The organism is Polymorphobacter sp. PAMC 29334, from assembly GCF_019431245.1.
In the GTDB taxonomy this organism is placed as follows: domain Bacteria; phylum Pseudomonadota; class Alphaproteobacteria; order Sphingomonadales; family Sphingomonadaceae; genus Polymorphobacter_B; species Polymorphobacter_B megasporae.
Genome location: NZ_CP080243.1, coordinates 960,012 through 983,597 on the forward strand (window position 1 = coordinate 960,012; position 23,586 = coordinate 983,597).

The window sequence follows — 23,586 nt, forward strand, 5'->3', positions numbered from 1 at the left end:
ATGCGCAGCCGCTCATTGCGGATGCGATCTCGATCTCGGTCGTGATCCGCCGCAACAGCCATCTTGGGGGGCCAAGAAGGTACTCCCGCTTTCTTGGGTCAGAGACAAGTGCTAAGGGCGCGCGTCGACAGCGTTCCGCTCGTCGCGGAACGCACTTCAGCACGCACTAGGGAGTTTTGTGGTTTGAAAGCGGTGATCCTTGCAGGCGGTCTCGGCACAAGAATTTCCGAAGAGACACATCTGAAGCCAAAGCCGATGGTTGAGATCGGCGTTCGCCCGATCCTGTGGCACATAATGAAGCTCTATTCGCATCATGGCATCACCGATTTCGTGATCTGCTGCGGCTATAAGGGTTATGTGATCAAGGAGTATTTTGCCAATTACTTCCTTCACATGTCGGATGTGACGATCGACATGAGCACCAACGAGATGAAGGTCCATAACCGCAAGGCGGATCCGTGGACCGTGACGCTGGTCGATACCGGCGACGAAACGATGACCGGCGGTCGCCTGCGACGGGTTGCCGAGCATCTCAAGGGCGAAAGTGAGTTCTGCTTCACCTATGGCGACGGCGTCGCTGACATTGACGTCACCGCTCTCATCGAGTTCCATCGCGCGCACGGCAAGCTTGCAACAGTGACCGCCGTGCAGCCGCCGGGCCGCTACGGCGCTCTCGACATGGCCGGGTCGGAGGTGCGTGGCTTCGTCGAAAAGCCGCGCGGTGACGGCGGCTGGATCAACGGCGGTTTCTTTGTGCTGTCGCCGGCGTGCATCGACTATATCGACGGCGACGCGACGACCTGGGAGGCGGAACCACTCAACCGGATCGCCGCCTCTGGTCAGCTTCAGGCGTACATGCATACCGGTTTTTGGCAACCGATGGACACGCTGCGCGACAAGAACCACCTCGAGCAATTATGGGCGTCGGGGACGGCACCGTGGAAGTGCTGGACGTGAGCGACGCGTTCTGGGCAGGCAAGTCGGTCTTCGTTACCGGCCACACCGGCTTCAAGGGCGGCTGGTTGTCGCTTTGGCTCAGCGAGCTTGGCGCGAAGGTCCACGGATATTCGCTGGCACCGCCGACCACCCCCTCGCTGTTCGACGTTGCGGGTATGGCTGACCGGATTGCCGGCCACACAATCGGCGACGTACGCGATTCCGCAAAGCTGACCGCCGCGCTGGTCGCAGCCGATTGCGAGATCGTCTTTCATCTTGCCGCCCAGCCGCTCGTCCGGCTGTCGTATAGCGAGCCGATCGAAACCTTTGCGACGAACGTCATGGGAACCGCGAACCTGCTCGAGGCGGTTCGCAGTTGCCCGACTGTTCGTGCCGTGGTCAGCGTGACGACTGACAAATGTTACGCCAACAACGAATGGTTATGGGCCTATCGCGAGAACGAGCCGCTTGGTGGACGTGATCCTTATTCCGCGAGCAAGGCGTGCGCCGAGATCGTCACCGCCGCGATGCGCGACTCATTTCTCTCCGCTGCGGGCGTCCGCGTCGCCAGTGCGCGTGCGGGCAACGTCATCGGCGGCGGCGATTGGGCGGCCGACCGGCTGATCCCCGACTTCTTCCGCAGCACCGACGCCGGACAGGCGCTTAATGTGCGCTACCCGGGTGCGACGCGGCCATGGCAACACGTGCTCGAACCCGTCGCGGGCTATCTGGCGCTGGCGAAGCGGCTTGCGACCGACGGCGACGGCATCGACACCGCGTGGAATTTCGGCCCTGCCGATGAAGATGCCCGCCCCGTCCGATGGATTCTCGACCATCTTTGCGCCGCGACGCCCGGTGCAACGTGGCAGGCAGAGGAAAAGATCGCGCTGCACGAAGCCGGCTATCTCAAGCTCGACAGCAGCCGGGCGCGGCATATCCTCGGCTGGCATCCGCGCTGGAACCTGGCGACTGCGCTCGAGGCTACGGTCGAGTGGCATCGGCGCTGGCGCGACGGCGAGGTCATGGCCGAGGTTTGCCGCGATCAGATCACGCGCTACGCGGCATCCTAATGGCCCGCTTCACCGTCACACCGACCCCGCTCGCAGGGGTTGTCATCGTCGAGCGCCAACGGATTGGTGACGCTCGCGGCTTCCTCAGCCGGATCTTCTGTGCCGATGAGCTTCGCGAAGCCGGCTTCGCGCTGCCGGTCGCGCAGATCAATCACACGCTGACCGAAACGGCTGGGACCATGCGCGGACTCCATTACCAGCGTCCGCCGCATGCCGAGGACAAGCTCGTCACGTGTATCCGCGGTCGCGTATTTGACGTCGCGGTGGACCTGCGTGCGGGGTCGCCGACATTTCTGCGCTGGCACGCCGAGGAGCTATCCGCCGACAATGGCCGCGCGCTGCTGATTCCGCAGGGCTGCGCCCATGGGTTTCAAGCGTTGGAAGACGGGTGCGAGCTCCTCTATCTTCACTCGCGCGCATATGCTCCTGACGCTGAAGCTGGGCTTTCTCCGCTCGATCCGTCACTGGGGATTGCGTGGCCGCTCGCTGTGACGACGATTTCGGCGCGTGATGCGGGACATCCCGTTAACCAAGAAGATTTTACCGGAGTAGATGCATGAAGTGCCGCCACTGCCACGCGGAGGTCACGCTCAAGCTGATCGACCTCGGCGCGTCGCCGCCGTCGAACGCCTATTTGACCAAGGATGCGCTGCTAGCTGCCGAGAAGTCGTATCCGCTGACGGTTTTCACCTGCACCAACTGTTGGCTGGTCCAGACGCAGGATCATGCTGACGCGGCGGAGCTGTTCGCACACGACTATGCGTATTTCAGCAGCACCTCGACGAGTTGGCTGGCGCACGCCGCGGCGTATGTCGACGCGATGATCGCCCGCTTCGGCCTCGACAGCAGTTCGAACGTTGTCGAAGTCGCGTCGAACGATGGCTATCTACTGCAGCACGTCGCCGCGCGCGGCATCCCCTGCCTCGGCGTCGAGCCGACCGCAAGCACTGCCGCTGCCGCGCGTGCCAAGGGCATCCCGGTGGTCGAGGATTTCTTCGGGGTCGAGCTGGCCACGCGCCTCGTCGCCGATGGTCATGCCGCCGACCTGACCGCCGCGAACAACGTTCTCGCGCACGTGCCGGACATCAACGACTTCGCCGCCGGCTTTGCGGTCCTGCTCAAGCCCACCGGCGTCGCGACCTTCGAATTTCCGCATTTGCTGAAGCTGATCGCCGAGGCGCAGTTCGACACAATCTACCACGAGCATTTTTCTTATCTGTCGCTCACCGCAGTCAGCGCGATCTTCGCCGCCAACGGCCTGCAGGTGTTCGACGTCGAGGAAGTCTCGACCCACGGCGGCAGCCTGCGCGTGTTCGCCCAACGTGCCGACAGCGCGACGCATCCGGTGACGGCAGCGGTCGCACGGATGCTCGCGACCGAAGTCGACGCGGGCATGACGACCGCCGCTTATTACGAGAACTTCCAGGCGCGCGCCGACACGATCAAGGACGCACTCGTCCGCTTCCTGCTCGACGCAAAGCGCGACGGCCGTAGCGTCGGTGCTTATGGCGCCGCCGCGAAGGGCAACACCGTGCTCAACTATGCCGGGATACGGCCCGACCTGCTACCGTGGGTGGTCGACCGGAGCCCGGGCAAGCAGGGCCGTTTTATGCCTGGCAGCCGGATTCCCATCGTCGATGAGGACCATCTGAAGGCGTTGCGGCCCGATTACGTCATCATCCTGCCGTGGAACCTCCGCAGCGAGATCGTCGAGCAGCTCGCCTATATCCGCGATTGGGGCGGGCGTTTCGTTACCGCGATTCCCGAAATCGCCGTGACGTGAAGGTCGCGGTTACCGGCGCCAGCGGTTTCGTCGGACGGCACGTCGTTGCCGCTCTGGCGCGGCGCGGCGTCGAGGTCGTGGCGTCGTCGCGGACGCGTCCTGTCAACTTGCCGGTGGGCATTGCCCATGTCGCTATCGACCTTGCCGACGCGGGCGATGTCTTCGACCGGCTTAGTCGTCCCGACGCAATCATCCATCTCGCCTGGGCCGGCCTGCCGAACTATCGCTCGCTCCACCATTTCGAGACTGAGTTGCCGTTACAATATGCGTTTCTCCGCAGGCTGATCGACGGCGGGGCCGACCGTCTGATAATCGCTGGCACTTGTTACGAATACGGCATGCAGGATGGTGAGCTCGACGAGACCGTGGATGCCCGGCCCGGAAATCCGTATGCCTACGCCAAGGATGCGCTGCGGCAGCAGCTGGAGTTTTTGCGTGCAGCACGGCCTTTCGACCTGACGTGGCTGCGTTTGTTCTACATGTACGGCGAAGGTCAGGCGGCAACTTCGCTTTACCCGCAGATCATGGCTGCCATAGCACGCGGCGATGCGCGGTTTCCTATGTCGGGTGGCGAGCAACTGCGTGACTTTCTGCCAGTTGTCGATGTCGCAGCTGCGATTGTCGATGTGGCGCTGGGCGTACAAGGTGCCGGGATCCTTAATGTCTGCTCGGGCAAGCCGACATCAGTGCGCGGCTTTGTCGAGCGCGTCGTGCGTGAGAACGGCTCGTCGATCACGCTCGATCGCGGTATATTCCCGTATCCGGATTACGAGCCTATGGCATTTTGGGGCTCATCTAGTCGGCTGGAGCGCCTGCTCGGTGAAATCGATGGCTGAGATTGCAATCACGTATATCGCGCGAGGCGCGCACGGGATCGAGACTGTCGAAAAGTTTATTGCAGCTTATTCCCTTTACCCGGCGCGATGCTCGCACGACCTGATCTTCCTAATGAAGAATTGGCAGGCAGATCAGCGGGACGAGGTCGAGCAACTTGCTGCATCCTGTGGTGCCAGTACTATCGACGTACCGGAGACTGGCTTCGACTGGAGCGCTTATTTCCAAGCTGCCCGCATGCTTAGTCATAAAAACCTGTGCCTGCTTAACTCTCACGCGCGACCGCAGGTCGATGGCTGGCTAGCGTTGCTGGCCGCGGCATTGGCTAGTCCCGACGTGGTCATGGCCGGTGCGACAGGCTCGTGGGAAACGCCTCGTTGGTCACCGCTACCCGGTGCATCGAGACTGGCTCGCGCCCGACATCATCTCGCTCGAATACAGCTTACGCGTTTCCTAACCCGATTTCCAAAATTCCCAAATCCGCATTTGCGCTCGAATGGCGTATTGGTTTCTCGCTCGGCATTTTCCCGCTTTGGTGCTATTCGATGTGAGCCGCGGACGAAGGAGCAAGCATTGATCCTCGAAAGCGGACGGTCTGGCCTGTCCCGCCATCTTTGTGCGCGAGGCGGCCAGCTTGTCGTGGCTGGTGCCGATGGGCAGATCTTCAGCCCCACCCAGTGGCCGCACAGCAATACGTTTCGGACAAATAATCAGAATAACCTAATTATCGCTGACAATCGAACGGACCAGTTTCTTACGTCTGAGCCAGGCTTTCGTCAGTTGCTCACGCAATTGGCTTGGGGATCGCAAAGCAACACGGCTTTGGTCAGCCGTTAAGCAATAGAACGTCTCATGGAGAATATGAGTGCTTAATTCTATTTCCGGACAACCGAGGCAAGCTGCCTGCCATCGTTGCGGTACGCCAGCACCTCTCGCACTGGCCGCCTTCGACACAAATCGGCATCTTTCGGAACAAGAATTCGACTACTTTCTATGTCCAAAATGTGAACTATTCTTTCTTGATCCGTTGCCGACAAACTTGTCGCAGTTTTACGCGGGGGGATATCAGGAGATTCCAGAATCTCTGTCGGAACTTCGCAAATTGGCAATGGCCGAGCGTTATCGACTGGAACCGATCCTGACTCATTGTCGCGGGGGCGATCTACTTGAGGTGGGCCCCTGGATAGGGTTATTTAGTATTAACGCAAAGGATGCCGGGTTCAATGTCGACACAATCGAGATGAACCCAGTTGCGGTCGAATTTCTGCGCGACACGGTCGGCGTTGGCGTGACCCAGTCGGACGATGCGGCAGCGACACTTGATGCCCGTGACAAGCTTTATGATGTAATCGTTTTCTGGCACAGCCTAGAACACCTACCTGCTCCATGGGACGTCATTCGCGCAGCGGCGCAGCGGCTCAAGCCGAAAGGCATTTTGCTTATCGCAGTTCCCAATATCGCCGGCGATCAGGCGAAGCGATTCGGCGCATCATGGTATCACTTGGATGCTCCACGTCACATTTACTTTTGGTCGCCGGATGCGCTTGTCGCTATGTGCACTAGTCTGTCGTTGCGTCTGGCGACGATCACGACCAACGATCGCTTAAGTCGCGATCTAAGCAAATCCGCTGACAATCTACACGTCTTCGAACACATTAAGCTCCGTTATGTAAGGGGCATTTTTGCACTGATATTTTCGACGGTGCGCGACCTTTGCAGGCGGAACAGCCGAGACGAACTTAAAGGCGCCGGCATTACTGCAATTTTTAGTCGAGCCGACGTTGAGCCCGTGCAAACCTTGCCCGGCTAAACAAGTCTGAAGCGATCGCACGCGGATATGGCAGTGCCGCGATAAGTGCTATTGTAACGATCAGCGCGATTACCGCTGATCGCAATAGCTCGATTATAGAACTACTTGATGGGGTAAAACGTGTATGTAGTAGCTCAAAAATTGCAAAGCTGGCAGCTACAGGAAGCAGCGTGTCTATACCCCACCAACGAAGAAGGTGATTTTTAAGAAGTCGGCGATGCATACAGTAAACCTCAACGATATAGTAGCTTAGGTTAAGAGCTAGCCACGCTTCTGCCCCTACGATTGCACCATACCGAGGTATGCCAATCACGATCGTAAGCAAGAATATCGGCAACAGCAGTAGATTCTTTATAGATGAAAGTAACGTCCAGCCTGCTGCAAGTTGTAAGTTGAATGGCAGCAGCATTACCGCATTGATCATAGTTCCCAACGCAATCCAAGGCAGATAAGCTGCAATTTCAGCACTCATCGTCGAGCGTGCGCCGAGCCAGGCATTAAGCAATGAGGCGGGCGCCAAGACGAGCACACATGTCGCGGGGGCCAGAAAGACGATCGTCAATTGCGTCCACCTTCGGTATTCGTTGCCTAGCCGCAAGTCATCGGCAGTGGCGTATAGTCGGGTAAAATGTGGAAAAGCGACACTCATCGCCGGGGCGACTATAAACACGGACGTGACTGACGCGACGGTAAAAGCCAGGGAGTACGCAACGAAGGTTGTTACTGGAAGTGAACTCGACACGAGCAGCTTGTCGGCTTGCGTGAGAATGGTGCCGGTTACGGCGATGGTCATTGCACCCAATCCAAAACGCCACGAGGTCGCAACCACCTGCTTTGAAAAGCGCGGGGGTGCCTTAGATCGCGGCATCGAACGGTGGATCATATACCGGAGCAATATAGCGAGAAGAAAGACGCAAGCCCCTTGCCAAGCGAGCAATACCTCGATGCGAGGTGAAACTAGCCACAGAAGTCCCGCGCCGCCTAGCCACTGCACTACTGCTACGGCACCGCGTACGAGGCTAAGCTCGACGAGGCGGCCAAGACCGGTTAGGGCACCACTATACAACATCGTCGGCCACTGCGCCGCCGTCACCAACCCAATAAGCCGGATGCCATCGGCGACCTGATCGTGCGGTAGGCTTCCAGCGTGAATCATCGTCCGGGCAAGCCACGGCGCAAAACCGATGATTGCGGCGCCAACGATCAACGCCGTACCGATCGATAGCGCTTCGCCGGTGCGAAGAGTGTCATTATAGACTTGGCGCTCGTCGTCATTGCTTGGAGGGCGGGCGAGAGCACGGATGATCGTGGAACTGACCGCGTGATCGAGAAACATCGCTGTGGCAAAGAGCACCAAGTAAAAACCAAAAAGGCCGTACGCTTCGGTACCAAGGAGCCGGATGTAGACAGGCGTTACGACCAGAGCCAGTCCACCGGAGAGGCCTCGGCCAAAGACCGTCGCCAACAAGCTATACGATAATCTGGGTTTCATTGCCCTGCCGGAACGGATTTCGAATCGAGATTCATTGGATGGCACCCGACCGTAGCCAAACGGCGAGTTTGTATCAAAGCGATCGACTCCCAAAAACTGTACGGGAGGGCATTACGCGCTTACAAGCCGTGATGCATAGCGCCCCCATGCTCTTTTTCACGATCGTACCTCCTTGTAAGGCTAACGGATTTTTGATGAAGCACGTGATCATTCTCCCGGTGCGTAATGGCGCACCGTATATAATTACGGCCATCGAAAGCGTTCTTACCCAAACCTATGGTGATTGGCACCTTGTCATCCTAGAGAATTTTAGCACGGATGATACCCTGGATATATTATCCCAGTACAGCGACAGCAGGATTACCGTACGATGCGCCAATAGGCCCTTGTCGATAGTAGAAAACTGGCAGCGCGGACTAGAATTACTAAAAGAGGATCATTTTGGTGATTGTTTCGTCACGTTTATTGGCCATGATGATTATTTTTATCCCGATTTTCTGTTGTCAATTAATGCCTTGATAAGGTCGACACCGACAGCCTCTCTCTACCAGGCTTTGTTCAATTTGGTCGATGATACAGGTTGCCAGATACGGCCCTGCCGACCTATTCCACATACGGAAAGTGCAGTTGACTTTATTCAAGCTCGAAGCTGGGGCTTACGAGACTCGTTCGGAATTGGTTATGTTTTTCGCCGGTCCGACTACATCAAGGTCGAAGGGATTCCGGCTTTTCCGAGCCTGTTGTTTGCCGACGATCTGCTATTCGCGCGACTATCTGCGCTCGGGCACAAAGCCTGCCTTCAGACCGCTCAATGTGCATATCGGCTTCACGCCGGGAGTGCCTCCGGAATGATGACGCCGGCGAAAATAAACGCTCATGTCGAGGCACTGGCCTCCTACATGGCGGCGATCCAGCAAGAATTTACGGAGATGACCACGTCGCCACCGGCACGCTACGCCCTCGCTCGCCTTCTGGCGCGGGAAAGCATGCTCTACGGCTCACGCATTACACAATGGGCGTTGACCCCGTCAAATCGAGCGCGAGCTAACGAGCTGGACGCCACATTTGCAAGTATGTGTGAAGGGACGGATTGGCATGACCGAGGGTTGGCACGTGGTCCGCGCCTGTTGGCGCGTCGGCTATGGCTGGCTTTTCAGCTTGGCCGAGCAATCGATTTGAAGGGTCCTGACCGGTGCCGTGTAAGCAGGCCAGCGGTGGCTCGCCAGCCGGACTAGCCTTGCGCCGCGGCGCTGCCGTGCTCGCTACCGTCGCAAAGTGCGTGACAATTTGCCAACTGATGAGTAGTTCGCCCTCCAATCTGGGTTCGATCTTTGCTGGCGTGCCTCTATGTGGCCGAGCTCGCCAATCTGTTTTCTGGAGTCTTCTTTTTCATGCGCACAGCGATTGTCACCGGCATAACGGGCCAGGACGGCGCATATCTGGCGCGCCAACTGCTTGCCGAAGGAACCAAGGTAGTCGGCACTTTTCGTCGAACTAGCTCGGCGAATTTTTGGCGCATTGACGAGTTGGGGGTGCGGGATCATCCCGACCTGCAGTTGGTCGAACATGATCTCGTCGACCCTGGCGCGACTATGTCACTCATCTCCGGCATCAAGCCCGACGAGATATACAATCTGGCCGCGCAGAGCTTCGTCGGCGTGTCGTTTCGACAGCCGACCGCAACGGCGATGATCACCGGATTGGGCGCACTTAACCTGCTCGAGGCGATTCGGCTGATCGATACGAAAATTCGGTTTTATCAAGCTTCGACGTCGGAGATGTTTGGGAAGGTGCAGGCGATCCCACAGGACGAGACGACCCCATTCTATCCGCGGAGCCCCTACGGCGTTGCCAAGCTCTATGCGCATTGGATGACCGTCAACTACCGCGAATCCTACGACATTCACGGATCGTGCGGCATACTGTTCAACCATGAGTCGCCGCTACGTGGGCTGGAGTTCGTGACCCGGAAGATCACAGACGCGGTTGCGCGGATTAAGGTTGGCAAGCTCGATACGTTGGCGCTCGGCAACATGGATGCCAAGCGCGACTGGGGCTTCGCCGAGGATTATGTCGACGGTATGATACGAATCCTGCGAGCCGACACGCCGGACTCTTATGTGCTGGCGACCAATCGCACCGAGACGGTTCGCGACTTTGTACGGATGGCGTTCCGGGCTGTCGGAGTGGAACTCGAATTTTGCGGTAGCGGCGATACTGAGACTGCCGTCGATATTGCAACCGGAGCGACCGTGGTGCGTGTCGACCCGGCATTCTACCGCCCAGCCGAGGTCGAGTTGCTGATCGGCAATCCCGCCCGAGCCAAAGCTGAGCTGGGTTGGGAGGCGACGACCAGCCTGGAGGCATTGTGCCGGCTGATGGTCGATGCCGACATGCGCCGCGTCACCGCCGGCGTCTCGTTCTGACTTGCTCAGCTAAAAGTGCCTTTGCGAATCCTTGTTACCGGCATGTCGGGGTTCACCGGCCGGTATGTCGAAAATACACTGCGCTCCAAGGGACATGAGATAGTCGATCCAGAGATCGCCAGTCCGGGCTTCGACCTGAAGGAGCGGGACTCGCTAGTGACGGCATTTGCTGTGGCCGAGCCCGATGCCGTCATCCATCTGGCCGCGATAAGCTTCGTTGGACATGGCGATCCTGCCGACTTCTACCGCGTCAACACCGTCGGCACGACGAACCTACTCGAAGCTGCGGCGGCTGCGAGGCACGTGCCGACCAAGATCATCCTCGCCAGCAGCGCCAACATCTATGGCAACTCTCCTCTTTCGCCGCTGACCGAGGTGATGCCGGCGGCGCCGGTCAATCACTATGCCTGCAGCAAGCTGGCGATGGAGCTTATGGCGCGGCAATGGTTCGACCGCCTGCCGATCTTGGTGACCCGGCCATTTAACTACACCGGAGTCGGCCAGTCGCCGAGCTTCCTCATCCCAAAGATCGTCGATCATTTCCGCCGCCGCGCGGAGGTTGTCGAGCTTGGCAACCTCGACGTGGCCCGGGACTTCAGCGACGTCCGCGACGTCGCCGCCGCGTATGCCCGGCTGCTCGATTCACCGGTGGCCGGTGCGATCGTCAACATCTGCTCGGGGCGAAGCTACTCGCTGCAATGGATCGTCGATAGCTGCGCGGAGATCACCGGTCACACGATCAAGATCGTCACCAACCCGGCGTTCATGCGCGCCGAAGAAGTCAAGATGCTGACCGGCAGTTCCGCAAAGCTTGACGCGATCACCGGCAAGATGGAAAGGCACGATTTTATCGGAACGCTGCGCTGGATGCTGGACGCCTGACTGGCGAAACCGATGCAAAGCGGCGTGGCGTCCTTTCTAAGAAACGTTTATTGTCAGATCACAAGCACGTTTCGCGGCTGATCATCGTCCCGTCGGTGGGACACGCTACATACTATTGGTTTAACGGGGAGGCCCTATGTTTTCGATTGTCCGACGCGGCATTGGCCGAGCTCGGTGGCAATTTTTCGTTTCCCGTCAAGAGTGGGAGATCATCATTCATGATAGTAGTCGTGTCTTAAACGAGCCTCTGCTCGCCATGCCTGATATTGCTCCTACTGACCTAGATCGACACATCGCCGCGCGTTTGCTGAAGGCGTTTCGTATGGCCAATGAGGCCGAGCGCGCGGTTATCGGTCCAACTAACGATATTTGGGCCGATGTGCGGACAATCCAGCATAGCTACCTTGATATTCTTATAAATGGTACCGCTGACCAACTGGCATTTTATCTTTGCAATATGTACCGCACAGACGCGACTCACGGCACTATGCAGGGGCAGCACGCCCATCGTCGTCTCACTTTATCGGGCAGCTACAACCGGTTCATGGCCGTCTGGATGAAAGACCGGATCGCGTCCTTTGCCGAAGAGGTCGGTGCTGTGCCCGTCGAGAATCCGGAGCAAGGGCAGGCGGGCTGGTTGCTTAGCGTGCCGGCCGCCGACCTTCTTGAAATGATCGAGTTGAAGATCGGTCGTTCGCTGCACACACCTCAAATAGACGGCGGCCTTTACAAGCTCGTGTCGGGTGGCCGCGTGATACATAAACGCGACGTATATGGTCAGTCGATTGCGCATACCTTGCATTCAAACGGTGATGCTCGAAAAATTTGCGAAATTGGCGGGGGAATTGGCCGTCTCGCTTATTGGAGCATGAAGTTTGGGACCGAAAAGTACAGCATCATCGATCTGCCGCATATGAATGTCCTTCAGTCATACTACCTAGCCCGCACCATGCCCGAACGATGCTTCCAATTTTTTGGCGAGACAGCAAATTCTACAGCAGAAGTTATTATCGCGCCATACTTTGCACGTGAGATGGTAGATGACATCTACGACGTTGTAGTCAACGTCGACTCATTTCCGGAAATTGATGCTACTGCCGTGCTTGACTATTTAAACTGGATCAAAAAGACAACCAAGCAAATGCTGAGTATCAACCAAGAGTGTCAGGTTCCAAGCGGCGGGGGTCAGGCACAGAACAACGTGCCGGATTTGGTAACAGGCGTGGGCGGATTTACTCGAAGAAGCCGTGCACCTTTTTGGCTACGTAAGGGTTACGTAACCGAATGGTATGATATCGGGAAACCTCAACCAATATAACTGTTAGTCGGTATTGAGAACGTGCATAGCCGGTTAGGCACAATTGGGGGTTCACTGAGTTGTCACGTTAGTCCGATCTGAATACTTGGATTCACAATATTCAGTGCGTACCGAGCAACGTCACGACGCGGGTGCTCAGCGCGCGCAGGGAAGCGTCCCACCCGTGGTGATCCTCAACATAGCGGCGAGCGGCGATCGCCAGGCTTTCGCGATGCAACGGAGCGCGCAGCAACGCCACGACTGCTTCCGCAGAGGCTTCGGCACCGTCCGCGACAACGACATCGCGGTCGGGGACGGCTCCCAGCCCCTCCAGTCCGATCGGCGTTATCACCGTCGGCAGCCCAAGAGCCATGTACTCGAGCACCTTGGTTTGTATTCCCGCACCGAACCGCATCGGGCAGACAGCGATGGCCGCATCCCGCACGGCGGCGGCAATCGTGTCGACCTCGCCGGTAACCTCTACGCCGGGCAAAGCGAGGGCGCGCCGTCCCGCATCGTTGATTCGCCCAACCACACGGAACGTGGCGCCAGATACCCGCTGCGCTATGAGTGGAAGGACATCGGTGGCAAAGCGGCGCGCGGCATCGAGATTCTGCAGCGTTGTCATATTTCCGACAAAGGCGATCACCGTGCCCGCGCGGTTTGCGGTGAACGGCAGCTTCGCCCAGTCGACCCCGATTGAGCACACGAGTGTGCGCTCGAGCCGGCCTGGGGAGTCACCGAACAGGAATTTCCTGTCGATCTCCGAGACCAGGACGGAAAGATCGAATTTATCGGCGATTGCCCGCTCGTAACGCTCCAGCCGAGATTGCTCTACCATGTAGATCAGACGCCGTAGCGATCGGCTGCCAGTCTGCTGAACCCTCGAATAATTGAGGGAGATTGCGTCGGTCATCTCCAGGATTTTTGGACCGGGGAAAGCAACCGCGTATTCTGCGGTGCGGACAAGGTGCGCTAGGACGGCATCGTGACCAGGAGCAAGCCGCTCGACAGCCGAACGAAACGCGGCGCTTCGGTAATAGGCGATCTGGAGGGGCGTGCGCGATGGCAGGGCAGCGAGCGTGTTCGCCATCGACTTCCATTTTGGCAGATAAACGCGCTCAACCGTGGCAAAGACACCGTCAGGGGGCTCGGCGGTCATTTCTTCGCGTGTTTCACACAGGCTTAGCAGCGTAAGACGGTGATTCTTGGCAAGTTCGCGGCATATCGTGTGGATCCGCAACCGGTCGCCGCCGATCAGGGGATAGGGATAACGCGGGGTCAGAACGAGCAGGTTGGCCATCGATTATAGCAACGGCTGGATAACAGACCACATCCGACGTGCAGCGTCGTTTGGGTCGTTGTCGATCGTGGCGAGCGGTCGCGAAACCGTCGCCGTCGTTCCGGCAAAGATACCGGCGAGGCAGTCGGCGATCCCCTCCGCGGTAGGCGCAAAGAAGATCGCATAGCCTCCGCTCGACTCGCGCAGCGACGGGATGTCGGATACCGCCACTGGAATTCCACAGAGTTGCGCCTCGACGACCGGCATGCCGAACCCCTCGTAGCGCGAGGCGAGCAGAAACAGGCAGGCACCGGCGTAAAGGCCCGGCATATCGGCATCGTCTACGAAGCCGAGACGGCGGACGACACCGGCGGCCTCCCCTTCCTCGATGGCGCGGGTCAGCGCTCCGTCGCTCCAGCCGCGTCCGCCGGCGATCACCAGCGGCGGCAGCGTGATGTTCCGTCCAGCTAAAAGAAGTATGGCCCGGACGAGCTCGACCAAATTCTTGCGCGGTTCGAGCGTCCCGAGCGTCAGGAGATAATCGCGCGGCAAATTGTGCTTGGCTATAACCCGCGCGCGATCGGCCGCCGCCGACGGACCATAGGCCTGATTGACGACAGGGCGGATAACGGCATCGCACGATCGTCCATAGACAGCGAGGACGTCCGCCGCGGTCGCATCCGAGATCGTCGTGATCCGGTCGGCAGCGCGTACAGCATAGGGTTGAAGCAGACGGCGCGACAGGCGGCTGATCGGCGGCGTAGTTTCGCCGGCGAAGTGATAGACGAGGTCCATCACGGTGACGACGGTCCGCATCGTCCGCGGCCGGACGATCGGCAGCAAACCATTCACGCCCCAGAACACCGCCGGCCGATCCGCGATCAGCGCCGGCCCGAGTTGAGTGTTCTGCCAATATGGGCCGCGGCGGCCGACCGGCTGTGATACGCGCACGACCACGCCCGGGAGGTCGTCGACCAGGACCGGCGCATTGGAGTAAAAAACGAAGTGCACGCCATCGGCAATTTCGAGCAACCCTTTGACAAGATTGACAAGGTAGTTGCCGATGCCGGTCCGGCGCGGTGCCAAGGCGGCAGCATCGATCGCAATCGTCTTCAAAATCATTCCCGAATCTGGTTGTAAGGCGCTGGGTCAATAGGCGAAGCGACTATGATCCTGATAGCTAAAAATAGATTTATAAGGCACGAACAATGCCGATTCGTAACCAGTGATGCTCCAATAGAGCCGCAAAGAGCTTAGCAGTACCAATGAGGCAGTCGTCGCCTCACGCCAATATCTTTGTGCTAGCCGAACAATTGTAACGTAGATCAAATAATTCTCGAAAAAGGTAAAATACAATCCAATACGAAGAGCAAGCAACGGAATAATTGCCAAAAACATAAAAAACAATGCGACTGAAAGAAGGTATAAGTTCAATATATAGTTGCTAAGAGATGCAAATCGATCTCGGCAGGCCACGGCAAAGAGGCAGCCGAGCATTGCCCGCTTGATCGCTCCTAAGAAAATGTTGTCAATTGGTGGGGCTAAACCACCATCCTTGACTACATAAGAGAGCAGTTTCCCAAAAACTGGACCGCCTAGACCCGCTCCTTCCAGAAGCCGAGAAACGATTGGACCTGCTGCCAACGCGAGACCGCCGATTACAACGCCGGCGGCAGCTAGCACCCGAAGTGGTAAACTTCGGCGTGGCACGACGAGGCCGAGGAGACAGACGACGGCGCTGCTGTGAAAGAGGCTTGCTACCGCTACGAGCGCTACCGCCCTGACCCGCTTCCCGTCGAAGAACGCTAGCAGAGCAAGCCCGGCGAATGCTCCGGCGAGCGTCTGCCGCTGTGTACCGATATAGCCCAAATAGTAGCTACAGAAATACATGACCGAGAGCACAGCCACCGGGCCAAGTCGTGCGAATATATAGACGAACGCGGCGTTGCTGATCAGCGCCGATACGAGCAGGAAACCGGTATAGCCCAGCCCGACCCAGCGGCACGCTACGACGAGAGCACGGAATCCTACTTCGAAATCGAACGGATTGTAATCGACCGAACGGGTAAAGCGGAAGAACTCGAGATAATTACCCCAATCGTTTGCCGTCTCCCAGCGCAAGCCGGAAAATAGCGTTAGTATGACGATGCAGGCCAGTCCCAAGCTAGGCTTGAGGGCCGGATCGTCAACATAGATTTCCACTATGGCCAATGCCGTTAGCAGGCAGAAGACGGCTACATAGGGTTCCACGGGAGGCGGTCGGTCAGTCGCGTAAGAGCGGGCGCCGATTGGCATCCACGAGCAGTGCAATGATCACACCCAAAGCGAGTCCAATCGCGAGACCAGCGGCGGCGATCAACACTCGATTTGGTTTTTCCCGGCGATTGGGAACGATGGCCGGATCGAGCACGCGAAACGCATAGTCGGTACGGACGTTCGCAAGCATCGCCTTGTTGAGCTCGCTCGCCATCAGCGACAAAACCGCTGTACGCACATCGGTTAAAGTTGTGTCCCCATAAGCAACTCGGAGATATCGCAAACTCTCGTTGGCCTCGCGAAGTGCTCGCTGCCGAACGGTCTCATTTAATTGCGCAACCATCGCGTTAGCCCACGCGGCAGCATGCTCCCCGTCCTTCCACTCGATCGCCAGAAGCACCTGACCAGTGGTTCGGTCGCGGGTTACCTGCCGTATCGAGTCGCGAAACTTGCGATAACCGTCTAGCGGAGTAGGGATTTTACGTGGATCCGTGACCATCCATCGCTGCTTTGCCGGATCCCAGATATTATCGAACAGCAGGGGCATCAGGTTGCCCCGTTGGATGAACTCAATCGTAAATTCTTTCGATTCGAGAATGGCCTGAGCTTCGGCCGCCTTCGAATCGTTCGGAAGTCCGACACCAAATTGAGCCGCTAAGCCGCCCAATGCCTTTGGCGTCTCGTCATCCGCCGGTTGTAGCAACACGTCGGCGCGGTATGTCACAGGCAGAATATAAGCGACCCCGAGCGCCACTGCGGTACCTGCAACGGTGAAAATAAGGATGATCCACCATCCGCGACGGACAGCGTGAAAAAAATTAACCAGCGAAGCGATCGGCGGTTGCACCGGAATTTGTTCACTCATTCTGGTTTTCGACGCCCTTATCGCTATTCGGATATCCGCTGCGCGCTGACAGTCATATAGCAGAACATTCCACGCGCAAAGCAGCAGTCCGCTGAGACCCGGATGTGGCTTAGACACGATTTGGGGGGGGCGGCCTACTGGGTATGCTTGCACGCATTTGAGGCCACGCTACCTTCAGCGCGCATTCGTGCGAGCGCTTCAACTATCGGTAGAGATGGATCCCGACAGCATCAGAGAGTTGCATCCGCCCCCTCTGCGTTTCTCTCCTCTCAACGGCTGACTTCAATCGCATTGTGGAACTGGATCACGGCGAAAGCGGTCGGCCATTGAATGTCGATGCCGTGCCGGGCGTGTGGGTACGCAAAAACGACAGGCCTTTTATGCACAAGTCGCGGCGCGAGTGTGTCGACTAACTCTTTTTTAAATTGTTCGCGCCCGTGTTTTTCTGGGGAACGGCGCTTGAGCTCATGACTTATCACCTCCGTCTGCCACGGTATAATGGATGTTGACCTGAGCATCATCAGCTTAGCAGACAATTTGCAAATCCTGATTTCACGCAAATTGATGATGCAGAAAGTATTTAGGCAATGATCAATTGAGCGGATATGCCGGGATGCCGGAGCGCACTCTACACAGGCCGAACACAAACCTCCTTGGCCCGCACCGTGTGAACAGCTTCAAGAGAAATGCAGTCGGTCGTCCTCGGGAAATATTCGGGGGGTATCATGTCAGGAGATCTAATATGTAGTCACCAATAATCATGCCCTTATAACAAAGCGCTCGACAAACACCCTCTCCGCCACGGCATGCCCTCCCCTCCCATTCGCCAGCTTTCTCCGCCACTAGAACAGCTACTTCGACACCGACGCGGCAAATCGCGTACGTCTTCCTCGTCGCGCGGAGCGAGGGAAACGATGTGGCGGTTGCGAAGATTGCGGATGCACGTGATGGGGCCGAGGCGGTTGAGGGGGGGGCGGCGGCGTTGACCCATCTCCAGCGGCTCGAGGCGGAGTCGATCCAGATCATGCGTGAGGTCGTTGCCGAGACCGAGCGGCCGGTGATGCTGTATTCGGTCGGCAAGGATTCGGCGGTGATGCTGCATCTTGCGCGCAAGGCGTTCTACCCGTCGCCGCCGCCGTTTCCGTTGCTCCACGTCGATACGACGTGGAAATTCCAGGCGATGTACGCGCTGCGCGATCGGATCGCGCGCGATTATGGATTCGAGCTGATCGTCCACCAGAACCCCGATGCCCTTGCACGCGGCATCAACCCGTTCGATCATGGCTCGGCGCTGCATACCGACCTGTGGAAGACGCAGGGGCTCAAGCAGGCGCTCGACAAATACGGCTTCGACGCAGCGTTCGGCGGGGCGCGGCGCGACGAGGAGAAGAGCCGGGCGAAGGAGCGGATCTTCTCGTTCCGCTCGGCGAACCATGTCTGGGACCCGAAGCAGCAGCGTCCTGAGCTATGGCGGCTGTATAATGCGCGCAAGAACAAGGGCGAGAGCATCCGCGTCTTCCCGATCTCGAACTGGACCGAGCTCGACGTCTGGCAATATATCCACCTCGAGAACATCCCGATCGTGCCGCTGTATCTCGCGGCGATGCGGCCGACGGTCGAACGCGACGGCATGATCGTGATGGTCGACGACGATCGCTTCCGCCTTCGGCCCGGCGAGGTGCCGGTCGAGCGGTCGATCCGCTTCCGCACGCTCGGCTGCTACCCGCTGACCGGAGCGGTCGAGAGCACCGCCGCGACGCTCCCCGAGGTGATCCAGGAGATGCTGCTGACGACCACGTCGGAGCGGCAGGGGCGGGCGATCGACCATGACCAGAACGCGTCGATGGAACGCAAGAAGCAGGAGGGGTATTTCTGATGGCCGCCCCAGTCGACGCGATCGACGCCGCCGTGATCGATCCCTCGTATCGCGCGCAGGCGCTGATCGCCGAGGACATCGACGCGTATCTCGACCAGCACCGGCATAAGTCGCTGCTGCGCTTCATCACCTGCGGCTCGGTAGACGATGGCAAGTCGACGCTGATCGGGCGGCTGCTGTACGATTCGAAAATGATCTTCGACGATCAGCTCGCGCAGCTCGAAGCCGATTCGAAGCGCGTTGGGACGCAGGGGCAGAACATCGATTTCGCGCTGCTTGTCGACGGTCTCGCCGCCGAACGCGAGCAGGGCATAACGATCGACGTCGCCTACCGCTTCTTCGCGACCGACCGGCGCAAGTTCATCGTCGCCGACACGCCGGGGCACGAGCAATATACCCGCAACATGGTCACCGGCGCGTCGACCGCCGACCTTGCGGTGATCCTGATCGATACGCGCAAGGGCGTGCTGACGCAGACCCGACGGCACAGCTTTCTCGTCCGCCTGATGAACATCCGCCACGTCGTGCTGGCGGTGAACAAGATGGACCTTGTTGGCTATGACGAGGCGGTGTTCGACGGCATCGTCGCCGATTATCGCGCCTTCGCCGCCCAGATCGGCATCGACGTTTTCACCGCGATCCCGATCTCGGGCCTCGCGGGCGACAATATCGCGAGCCGTAGCGTGCTGACGCCGTGGTACGACGGGCCGGTCCTGATCGAGCATCTCGAAAACGTCGACATCGACGCCGAGCGGCTGGCGGCGGGACCGCTGCGGCTGCCGGTCCAGTGGGTCAACCGCCCGAACCTCGATTTCCGTGGCTTCGCCGGGCAGATCGTCGCCGGGTCGGTCGCGCCGGGTGACGCGATCCGGGTGCTGCCGTCGGGAGCGACGAGTACCGTCGCGCGGATCGTCACGCTCGACGGCGACCTGCCGCGCGCGGTCGCGGGCCAGTCGGTGACGCTGACCTTCGCCGACGAGATCGACTGTTCGCGCGGCGACGTCATCGCCACCGCCGCCGCCCCGCCCGAGGTCGCCGACCAGTTTGAGGCGACCTTGGTGTGGATGGACGACGCGCCGCTGTTGGCCGGGCGGCCGTACTGGCTCAAGATCGGCACGCGGCTGGTTTCGGCGCAGGTGACCGAGCTCAAATACGCGATCAACGTCAACACGCTCGATCATCTCGCAGTGAAGCAGCTCGACCTCAATACGATCGCGGTCGTCAACATCAGCCTCGACCGGACCGTCCCGTTCGATGCGTATGAGCAGAGCCCCGACATGGGCGGCTTCATCCTGATCGACCGGATCACCAACGCCACCGTCGGCGCAGGGATGATCCGTTTCGCGCTGCGCCGTGCCCACAACATCCACTGGCAGGCGATGGACGTGAACAAGGCCGCGCGCGCCGCGCTGACCGGCCAGCGTCCGCGCGTCCTGTGGTTCACCGGGCTGTCGGGGGCGGGCAAGTCGACGATCGCCAACCTGCTCGAAAAGCGTCTCTATGCCGAAGGGCGCTTCACCTACACGCTCGACGGCGACAACGTCCGCCACGGCCTCAACCGCGACCTCGGCTTCACCGACCCAGACCGGGTCGAGAACATCCGCCGGGTGGCCGAGGTCGCACGGCTGATGGTCGACGCGGGGCTGGTCGTGCTGGTGTCGTTCATCTCGCCGTTCCGCGCCGAGCGGGCGATGGCGCGCGCGATGTTCGGCGAGGGCGAGTTCGTCGAGGTGTTCGTCGACACCGCGCTGGCGGAGGCCGAGCGCCGCGACGTCAAGGGCTTGTACAAAAAGGCCCGCGCGGGTGAGCTCAAGCATTTCACCGGGGTCGACAGCCCGTACGAGGCTCCCGAGCAGCCGGAGATCCGCATCGACACGTCGGCGATGACGCCCGAGGAGGCGGTCGAGATGCTGGTTGGGGTGCTGGCGCGCGGCGGGACTGCTTAAGCGATTTTCGCTGTCCTACAGGGGCGGGCAGGGGGTACGCCTCCGGCTTCGAGTCGGGTTCCGTCAGGCCGGTGTCGTGTTCTTTCTCATTGTTGGTCGCGAGGTCGCTCCCTCTTCCTGCTCCCTTCCCCTTTAGGGGAGGGGCCGGGGGTGGGGGAGTCACCCCGAACACCTCAGGCTGGAACAGCCCCACCCCCGGGCCGGCGCAAGTGCGCCGTCTCTCGCCCCTCCCCTGACGGGGAGGGGAGGCAGTAGAGCGTATTCAAAAGGGCCAAAGTCAGAACGCAAATCGATGTCGCATTCCGTGAACTTCGTGTGACCTTTCACCACCGCGAACCGCTTCGCTGGTTTCAATTCAGGGGACTCAGCCGAGTCAGCGAGAGGAGATATCCCCCGTCTTTGCAACTAGTTACCCCAGTCGGGCAGCGTGCCACGCGATATGATCGGCCATGAAGGTCGAGATAAAGCCATAGCTGTGGTCGTAGCCGGGCTGCATACGCAGGGTCAGGTCGATCCCCGCCGCGCTGCACGCTTCAGCGAGCAATTCGGGTCGCAACTGGCCGGTGAGGAAATTATCGGCGTCGCCCTGGTCGACGAGCATCTCGGCGACTCGCGCGCCGTCGGCGATCAGCGCGCAGGCGTCGTATTCGCGCCACGCCGCGCGGTCGGGTCCGAGATAACCACCGAGCGCCTTCTCGCCCCACGGCACCTGCATCGGCGCGACGATCGGCGCGAACGCCGACACGCTGCGGAAGCGGTCGGGGTTGCGGAGACCGATCGTCAGCGCGCCGTGGCCGCCCATCGAGTGGCCGGTGATTCCCTGCCGGTCGATGTCGACGGGGAAGTCCGCAGCGATCAGCGCGGGCAGCTCGTCCTCGATGTACGTGCGCATGCGGAAGTTCGCCGCCCACGGCGCTTCGGTGGCGTCGACGTAGAAGCCCGCGCCCTGGCCGAAGTCGTACGCTGCATCGTCGGGGACAGCCTCACCGCGCGGCGACGTGTCGGGGGCGATTAAGATGATGCCGTGTTCGGCGCACGCCGCGCGATATTCGCCCTTGTCCATGACGTTGGCGTGGGTGCAGGTCAGTCCGGACAGATACCACAATACCGGCAGGCGGGTGCCCGGTTCGTGCTGCGGCACGAACACCGCGACGGTCATCGGCGTACCCGTCGCGGTGCTATCGTGGCGGTAGACGCCCTGGATGCCGCCGTGTGCGCGGACTTCGCTGAGCGTCTCGAATGGCATTAGGCGGGCATGCGGTGCAGCGCGCACAGCTTGTTGCCGTCGAGATCGCGCAGATAGGCGAGGTAGAGCGAGCCCATGCCGCCGGTGCGGACGCCCGGAGGATTCTCGCATGCGGTGCCGCCATTGGCGACGCCCGCCGCGTGCCATGCATCGGCCTGCTCGGGGCCACTCATCGCGAAGCCGACCGTGCCGCCGTTGGCGTGGTGAGCGGGTTCGCCGTTGATCGGCTTGGTGATGATGTAGATGCCGCCGTTGTGCATGTAGATCAGCCGGCCGTGTTCATCGGTGATCGCGGGCTTGCCGCCGACCGCGCCGAACAGCGCATCGTAGAACGTCTTCGACCGGTCGATGTCATTGCTGCCGACCATCATGTGACTGAACATCTTCTGTCTCCCCTTGGTTTAGTAGACGACTACGCTGCGGATACTTTCGCCGCTATGCATCAGCTCGAAGCCCTTGTTGATCTCGTCGAGCGTCAGGACGTGGGTGATCATCGGGTCGATCTCGATTCGCCCGTTCATATACCAGTCGACGATCTTGGGCACGTCGGTCCGGCCCTTCGCCCCGCCAAACGCGGTCCCGCGCCAGTTGCGCCCGGTGACAAGCTGGAACGGGCGGGTCGAAATCTCCTTGCCGCTCTCGGCGACGCCGATGATGATGCTCGTGCCCCAGCCGCGATGGCACGCCTCGAGCGCCTGCCGCATCACCGTCGTGTTGCCGGTACAATCGAAGGTATAGTCGGCGCCGCCGTCGGTTAGCGCGACCAGATGCCCGACGACGTCGTCGTCGATCTCGTTCGGGTTGACGAAGTGGGTCATGCCGAAGCGGCGGCCCCAATCCTCCTTCGCCGGGTTGATGTCGACACCGACAATCTGCCCCGCACCCGCCAGCCGCGCGCCCTGGATGACGTTGAGGCCGATGCCGCCGAGGCCGAAGACGATGACGGTATCGCCCGGCGCGACCTTGGCGGTGTTGACCACCGCGCCGACCCCGGTCGTGACGCCGCAGCCGATGTAGCATGCGGTCTTGAACGGCGCGTCGGTGCGGATCTTCGCCACCGCGATCTCGGGCAGGACGGTGAAGTTCGAGAAGGTCGAGCAGCCCATGTAATGGAAGACGGGCTGGCCCTTGTAGCTGAACCGGCTGGTCCCGTCGGGCATCAGCCCCCTGCCCTGCGTCGCGCGGATCGCGGTGCACAGGTTGGTCTTGCCGCTGAGGCACGACTTACACTGGCGGCATTCGGGGGTGTAGAGCGGGATGACATGGTCGCCGACTGCGACCGAGGTGACGCCCGGCCCGACCTCGCGGACGATGCCCGCGCCTTCGTGGCCGAGGACGCTCGGGAACAGCCCCTCCGAATCGAGGCCGTCGAGCGTGTAGGCGTCGGTGTGGCAGATGCCGGTCGCCATGATCTCGACGAGCACTTCGCCGGCGCGCGGTCCTTCAAGGTCGAGTTCGACGATTTCGAGCGGGGTTTTCGCCGCAAACGCTACTGCTGCCCGTGTCTTCATCGTTGTTTCCGATCTCGCTTGCGCCACCGCATAAGCAATACGGTGCGTCGCAGCAATCGCTGCTCGACAGGCCG

22 protein-coding genes are annotated in these 23,586 nt (G+C 59.8%); 13 read left to right on the plus strand and 9 right to left on the minus strand.

All coding sequences use genetic code 11. The features are described from left to right. Positions 1-183 precede the first annotated feature (183 nt). Genes rfbF through KZX46_RS08450 form a run of 7 tightly spaced genes read left to right on the plus strand, consistent with a single transcriptional unit; the run spans position 184 to position 6,433 of the window. The gene (gene rfbF / locus KZX46_RS08420; protein WP_219776219.1) at positions 184-957 is read left to right on the plus strand and encodes a glucose-1-phosphate cytidylyltransferase; all 774 of its coding nucleotides are present in this window, start codon (positions 184-186) and stop codon (positions 955-957) included. Further along, positions 954-2,006 (plus strand): CDP-glucose 4,6-dehydratase, encoded by a 1,053-nt coding sequence (gene rfbG, locus KZX46_RS08425; RefSeq protein WP_226896185.1) that lies wholly within the window; start codon positions 954-956, stop codon positions 2,004-2,006. Before rfbF ends, rfbG begins: the two co-directional genes overlap by 4 nt. Continuing rightward, positions 2,006-2,566 (plus strand): dTDP-4-dehydrorhamnose 3,5-epimerase, encoded by a 561-nt coding sequence (gene rfbC / locus KZX46_RS08430; protein ID WP_219776221.1) that lies wholly within the window; start codon positions 2,006-2,008, stop codon positions 2,564-2,566. The genes rfbG and rfbC overlap by 1 nt, the downstream gene beginning before the upstream one ends. Further along, the gene (locus KZX46_RS08435) at positions 2,563-3,789 is read left to right on the plus strand and encodes a class I SAM-dependent methyltransferase (RefSeq protein WP_219776222.1); all 1,227 of its coding nucleotides are present in this window, start codon (positions 2,563-2,565) and stop codon (positions 3,787-3,789) included. The genes rfbC and KZX46_RS08435 overlap by 4 nt, the downstream gene beginning before the upstream one ends. Next, a complete protein-coding gene (locus tag KZX46_RS08440; protein ID WP_219776223.1) occupies positions 3,786-4,625 on the plus strand; it encodes an NAD(P)-dependent oxidoreductase in 840 nt (279 codons plus the stop codon). The genes KZX46_RS08435 and KZX46_RS08440 overlap by 4 nt, the downstream gene beginning before the upstream one ends. After that, complete coding sequence (locus tag KZX46_RS08445; RefSeq protein ID WP_219776224.1) at positions 4,618-5,460, plus strand: hypothetical protein; 843 nt, start codon at positions 4,618-4,620, stop codon at positions 5,458-5,460. Before KZX46_RS08440 ends, KZX46_RS08445 begins: the two co-directional genes overlap by 8 nt. Before the next feature lie 28 nt (positions 5,461-5,488). Next, entirely contained in the window at positions 5,489-6,433 is a 945-nt protein-coding gene (locus KZX46_RS08450) for a class I SAM-dependent methyltransferase (protein ID WP_219776225.1), read from the plus strand. Here KZX46_RS08450 and KZX46_RS08455 read toward each other — a convergent pair. After that, entirely contained in the window at positions 6,390-7,901 is a 1,512-nt protein-coding gene (locus KZX46_RS08455) for a lipopolysaccharide biosynthesis protein (RefSeq protein WP_219776226.1), read from the minus strand. The genes KZX46_RS08450 and KZX46_RS08455 overlap by 44 nt on opposite strands. A 218-nt stretch (positions 7,902-8,119) precedes the next feature. On the opposite strand from KZX46_RS08455, the gene KZX46_RS08460 reads away from it, so the two are divergent. The 4 genes from KZX46_RS08460 (at position 8,120) to KZX46_RS08475 (ending at position 12,551) form a co-directional block, all read left to right on the plus strand. Beyond that, positions 8,120-9,160, plus strand: coding sequence for a glycosyltransferase family A protein (locus tag KZX46_RS08460; protein ID WP_219776227.1), 1,041 nt, complete (start codon positions 8,120-8,122; stop codon positions 9,158-9,160). 156 nt (positions 9,161-9,316) lie between these two features. Continuing rightward, complete coding sequence (gene gmd, locus KZX46_RS08465) at positions 9,317-10,351, plus strand: GDP-mannose 4,6-dehydratase (RefSeq protein ID WP_219776915.1); 1,035 nt, start codon at positions 9,317-9,319, stop codon at positions 10,349-10,351. 42 nt (positions 10,352-10,393) lie between these two features. Next, positions 10,394-11,233, plus strand: coding sequence for a GDP-mannose 4,6-dehydratase (locus tag KZX46_RS08470; RefSeq protein ID WP_219776916.1), 840 nt, complete (start codon positions 10,394-10,396; stop codon positions 11,231-11,233). Between the two features lie 136 nt (positions 11,234-11,369). Further along, positions 11,370-12,551 carry a putative sugar O-methyltransferase gene (locus KZX46_RS08475; RefSeq protein ID WP_219776228.1) on the plus strand — a complete coding sequence of 394 codons (1,182 nt, stop codon included), beginning with the start codon at positions 11,370-11,372 and terminating at the stop codon, positions 12,549-12,551. Between the two features lie 100 nt (positions 12,552-12,651). On the opposite strand, the gene KZX46_RS08480 is transcribed toward KZX46_RS08475, so the two are convergent. The 5 genes from KZX46_RS08480 to KZX46_RS08500 all read right to left on the minus strand — a co-directional run bounded on the left by KZX46_RS08480 (position 12,652) and on the right by KZX46_RS08500 (position 17,469). After that, entirely contained in the window at positions 12,652-13,833 is a 1,182-nt protein-coding gene (locus tag KZX46_RS08480; protein ID WP_219776229.1) for a glycosyltransferase, read from the minus strand. A gap of 3 nt (positions 13,834-13,836) precedes the next feature. After that, positions 13,837-14,928: a glycosyltransferase family 1 protein gene (locus tag KZX46_RS08485; RefSeq protein ID WP_219776230.1), complete on the minus strand. Its 1,092-nt coding sequence runs from the start codon at positions 14,926-14,928 to the stop codon at positions 13,837-13,839. Between the two features lie 33 nt (positions 14,929-14,961). Continuing rightward, positions 14,962-16,014: an EpsG family protein gene (locus tag KZX46_RS08490; protein ID WP_219776231.1), complete on the minus strand. Its 1,053-nt coding sequence runs from the start codon at positions 16,012-16,014 to the stop codon at positions 14,962-14,964. Between the two features lie 61 nt (positions 16,015-16,075). Further along, complete coding sequence (locus KZX46_RS08495) at positions 16,076-16,933, minus strand: Wzz/FepE/Etk N-terminal domain-containing protein (RefSeq protein WP_219776232.1); 858 nt, start codon at positions 16,931-16,933, stop codon at positions 16,076-16,078. Positions 16,934-17,202: 269 nt separating this feature from the next. After that, positions 17,203-17,469, minus strand: coding sequence for a hypothetical protein (locus tag KZX46_RS08500; protein ID WP_219776233.1), 267 nt, complete (start codon positions 17,467-17,469; stop codon positions 17,203-17,205). A gap of 395 nt (positions 17,470-17,864) precedes the next feature. On the opposite strand from KZX46_RS08500, the gene cysD reads away from it, so the two are divergent. Next, positions 17,865-18,809 carry a sulfate adenylyltransferase subunit CysD gene (gene cysD, locus KZX46_RS08505; protein WP_219776917.1) on the plus strand — a complete coding sequence of 315 codons (945 nt, stop codon included), beginning with the start codon at positions 17,865-17,867 and terminating at the stop codon, positions 18,807-18,809. Continuing rightward, the gene (cysN, locus tag KZX46_RS08510) at positions 18,809-20,755 is read left to right on the plus strand and encodes a sulfate adenylyltransferase subunit CysN (protein WP_219776234.1); all 1,947 of its coding nucleotides are present in this window, start codon (positions 18,809-18,811) and stop codon (positions 20,753-20,755) included. Before cysD ends, cysN begins: the two co-directional genes overlap by 1 nt. 409 nt (positions 20,756-21,164) lie before the next feature. Here cysN and fghA read toward each other — a convergent pair whose 3' ends face one another. The 3 genes from fghA to KZX46_RS08525 are packed head-to-tail and all read right to left on the minus strand — an operon-like array spanning position 21,165 to position 23,512. Then, positions 21,165-22,001 (minus strand): S-formylglutathione hydrolase, encoded by an 837-nt coding sequence (fghA, locus tag KZX46_RS08515; protein ID WP_219776235.1) that lies wholly within the window; start codon positions 21,999-22,001, stop codon positions 21,165-21,167. After that, a complete protein-coding gene (locus tag KZX46_RS08520; protein ID WP_219776236.1) occupies positions 22,001-22,384 on the minus strand; it encodes a VOC family protein in 384 nt (127 codons plus the stop codon). The genes fghA and KZX46_RS08520 overlap by 1 nt, the downstream gene beginning before the upstream one ends. Before the next feature lie 18 nt (positions 22,385-22,402). Then, a complete protein-coding gene (locus KZX46_RS08525) occupies positions 22,403-23,512 on the minus strand; it encodes an S-(hydroxymethyl)glutathione dehydrogenase/class III alcohol dehydrogenase (protein WP_219776237.1) in 1,110 nt (369 codons plus the stop codon). Positions 23,513-23,586: the final 74 nt, after the last annotated feature.

Excerpts from the sequence above, each read along its gene's own strand:
- rfbC (WP_219776221.1), top strand. The coding sequence starts at position 2,006 with ATGGCCCGCTTCACCGTCACACCGACCCCGCTCGCAGGGGTTGTCATC.
- KZX46_RS08435 (WP_219776222.1), top strand. The coding sequence starts at position 2,563 with ATGAAGTGCCGCCACTGCCACGCGGAGGTCACGCTCAAGCTGATCGAC.
- KZX46_RS08445 (WP_219776224.1), top strand. The coding sequence starts at position 4,618 with ATGGCTGAGATTGCAATCACGTATATCGCGCGAGGCGCGCACGGGATC.
- KZX46_RS08460 (WP_219776227.1), top strand. The coding sequence starts at position 8,120 with ATGAAGCACGTGATCATTCTCCCGGTGCGTAATGGCGCACCGTATATA.
- gmd (WP_219776915.1), top strand. The coding sequence starts at position 9,317 with ATGCGCACAGCGATTGTCACCGGCATAACGGGCCAGGACGGCGCATAT.
- KZX46_RS08470 (WP_219776916.1), top strand. The coding sequence starts at position 10,394 with ATGTCGGGGTTCACCGGCCGGTATGTCGAAAATACACTGCGCTCCAAG.
- KZX46_RS08475 (WP_219776228.1), top strand. The coding sequence starts at position 11,370 with ATGTTTTCGATTGTCCGACGCGGCATTGGCCGAGCTCGGTGGCAATTT.
- KZX46_RS08480 (WP_219776229.1), bottom strand. The coding sequence starts at position 13,833 with ATGGCCAACCTGCTCGTTCTGACCCCGCGTTATCCCTATCCCCTGATC.
- KZX46_RS08495 (WP_219776232.1), bottom strand. The coding sequence starts at position 16,933 with ATGAGTGAACAAATTCCGGTGCAACCGCCGATCGCTTCGCTGGTTAAT.
- cysN (WP_219776234.1), top strand. The coding sequence starts at position 18,809 with ATGGCCGCCCCAGTCGACGCGATCGACGCCGCCGTGATCGATCCCTCG.
- fghA (WP_219776235.1), bottom strand. The coding sequence starts at position 22,001 with ATGCCATTCGAGACGCTCAGCGAAGTCCGCGCACACGGCGGCATCCAG.
- KZX46_RS08520 (WP_219776236.1), bottom strand. The coding sequence starts at position 22,384 with ATGTTCAGTCACATGATGGTCGGCAGCAATGACATCGACCGGTCGAAG.
- KZX46_RS08525 (WP_219776237.1), bottom strand. The coding sequence starts at position 23,512 with ATGAAGACACGGGCAGCAGTAGCGTTTGCGGCGAAAACCCCGCTCGAA.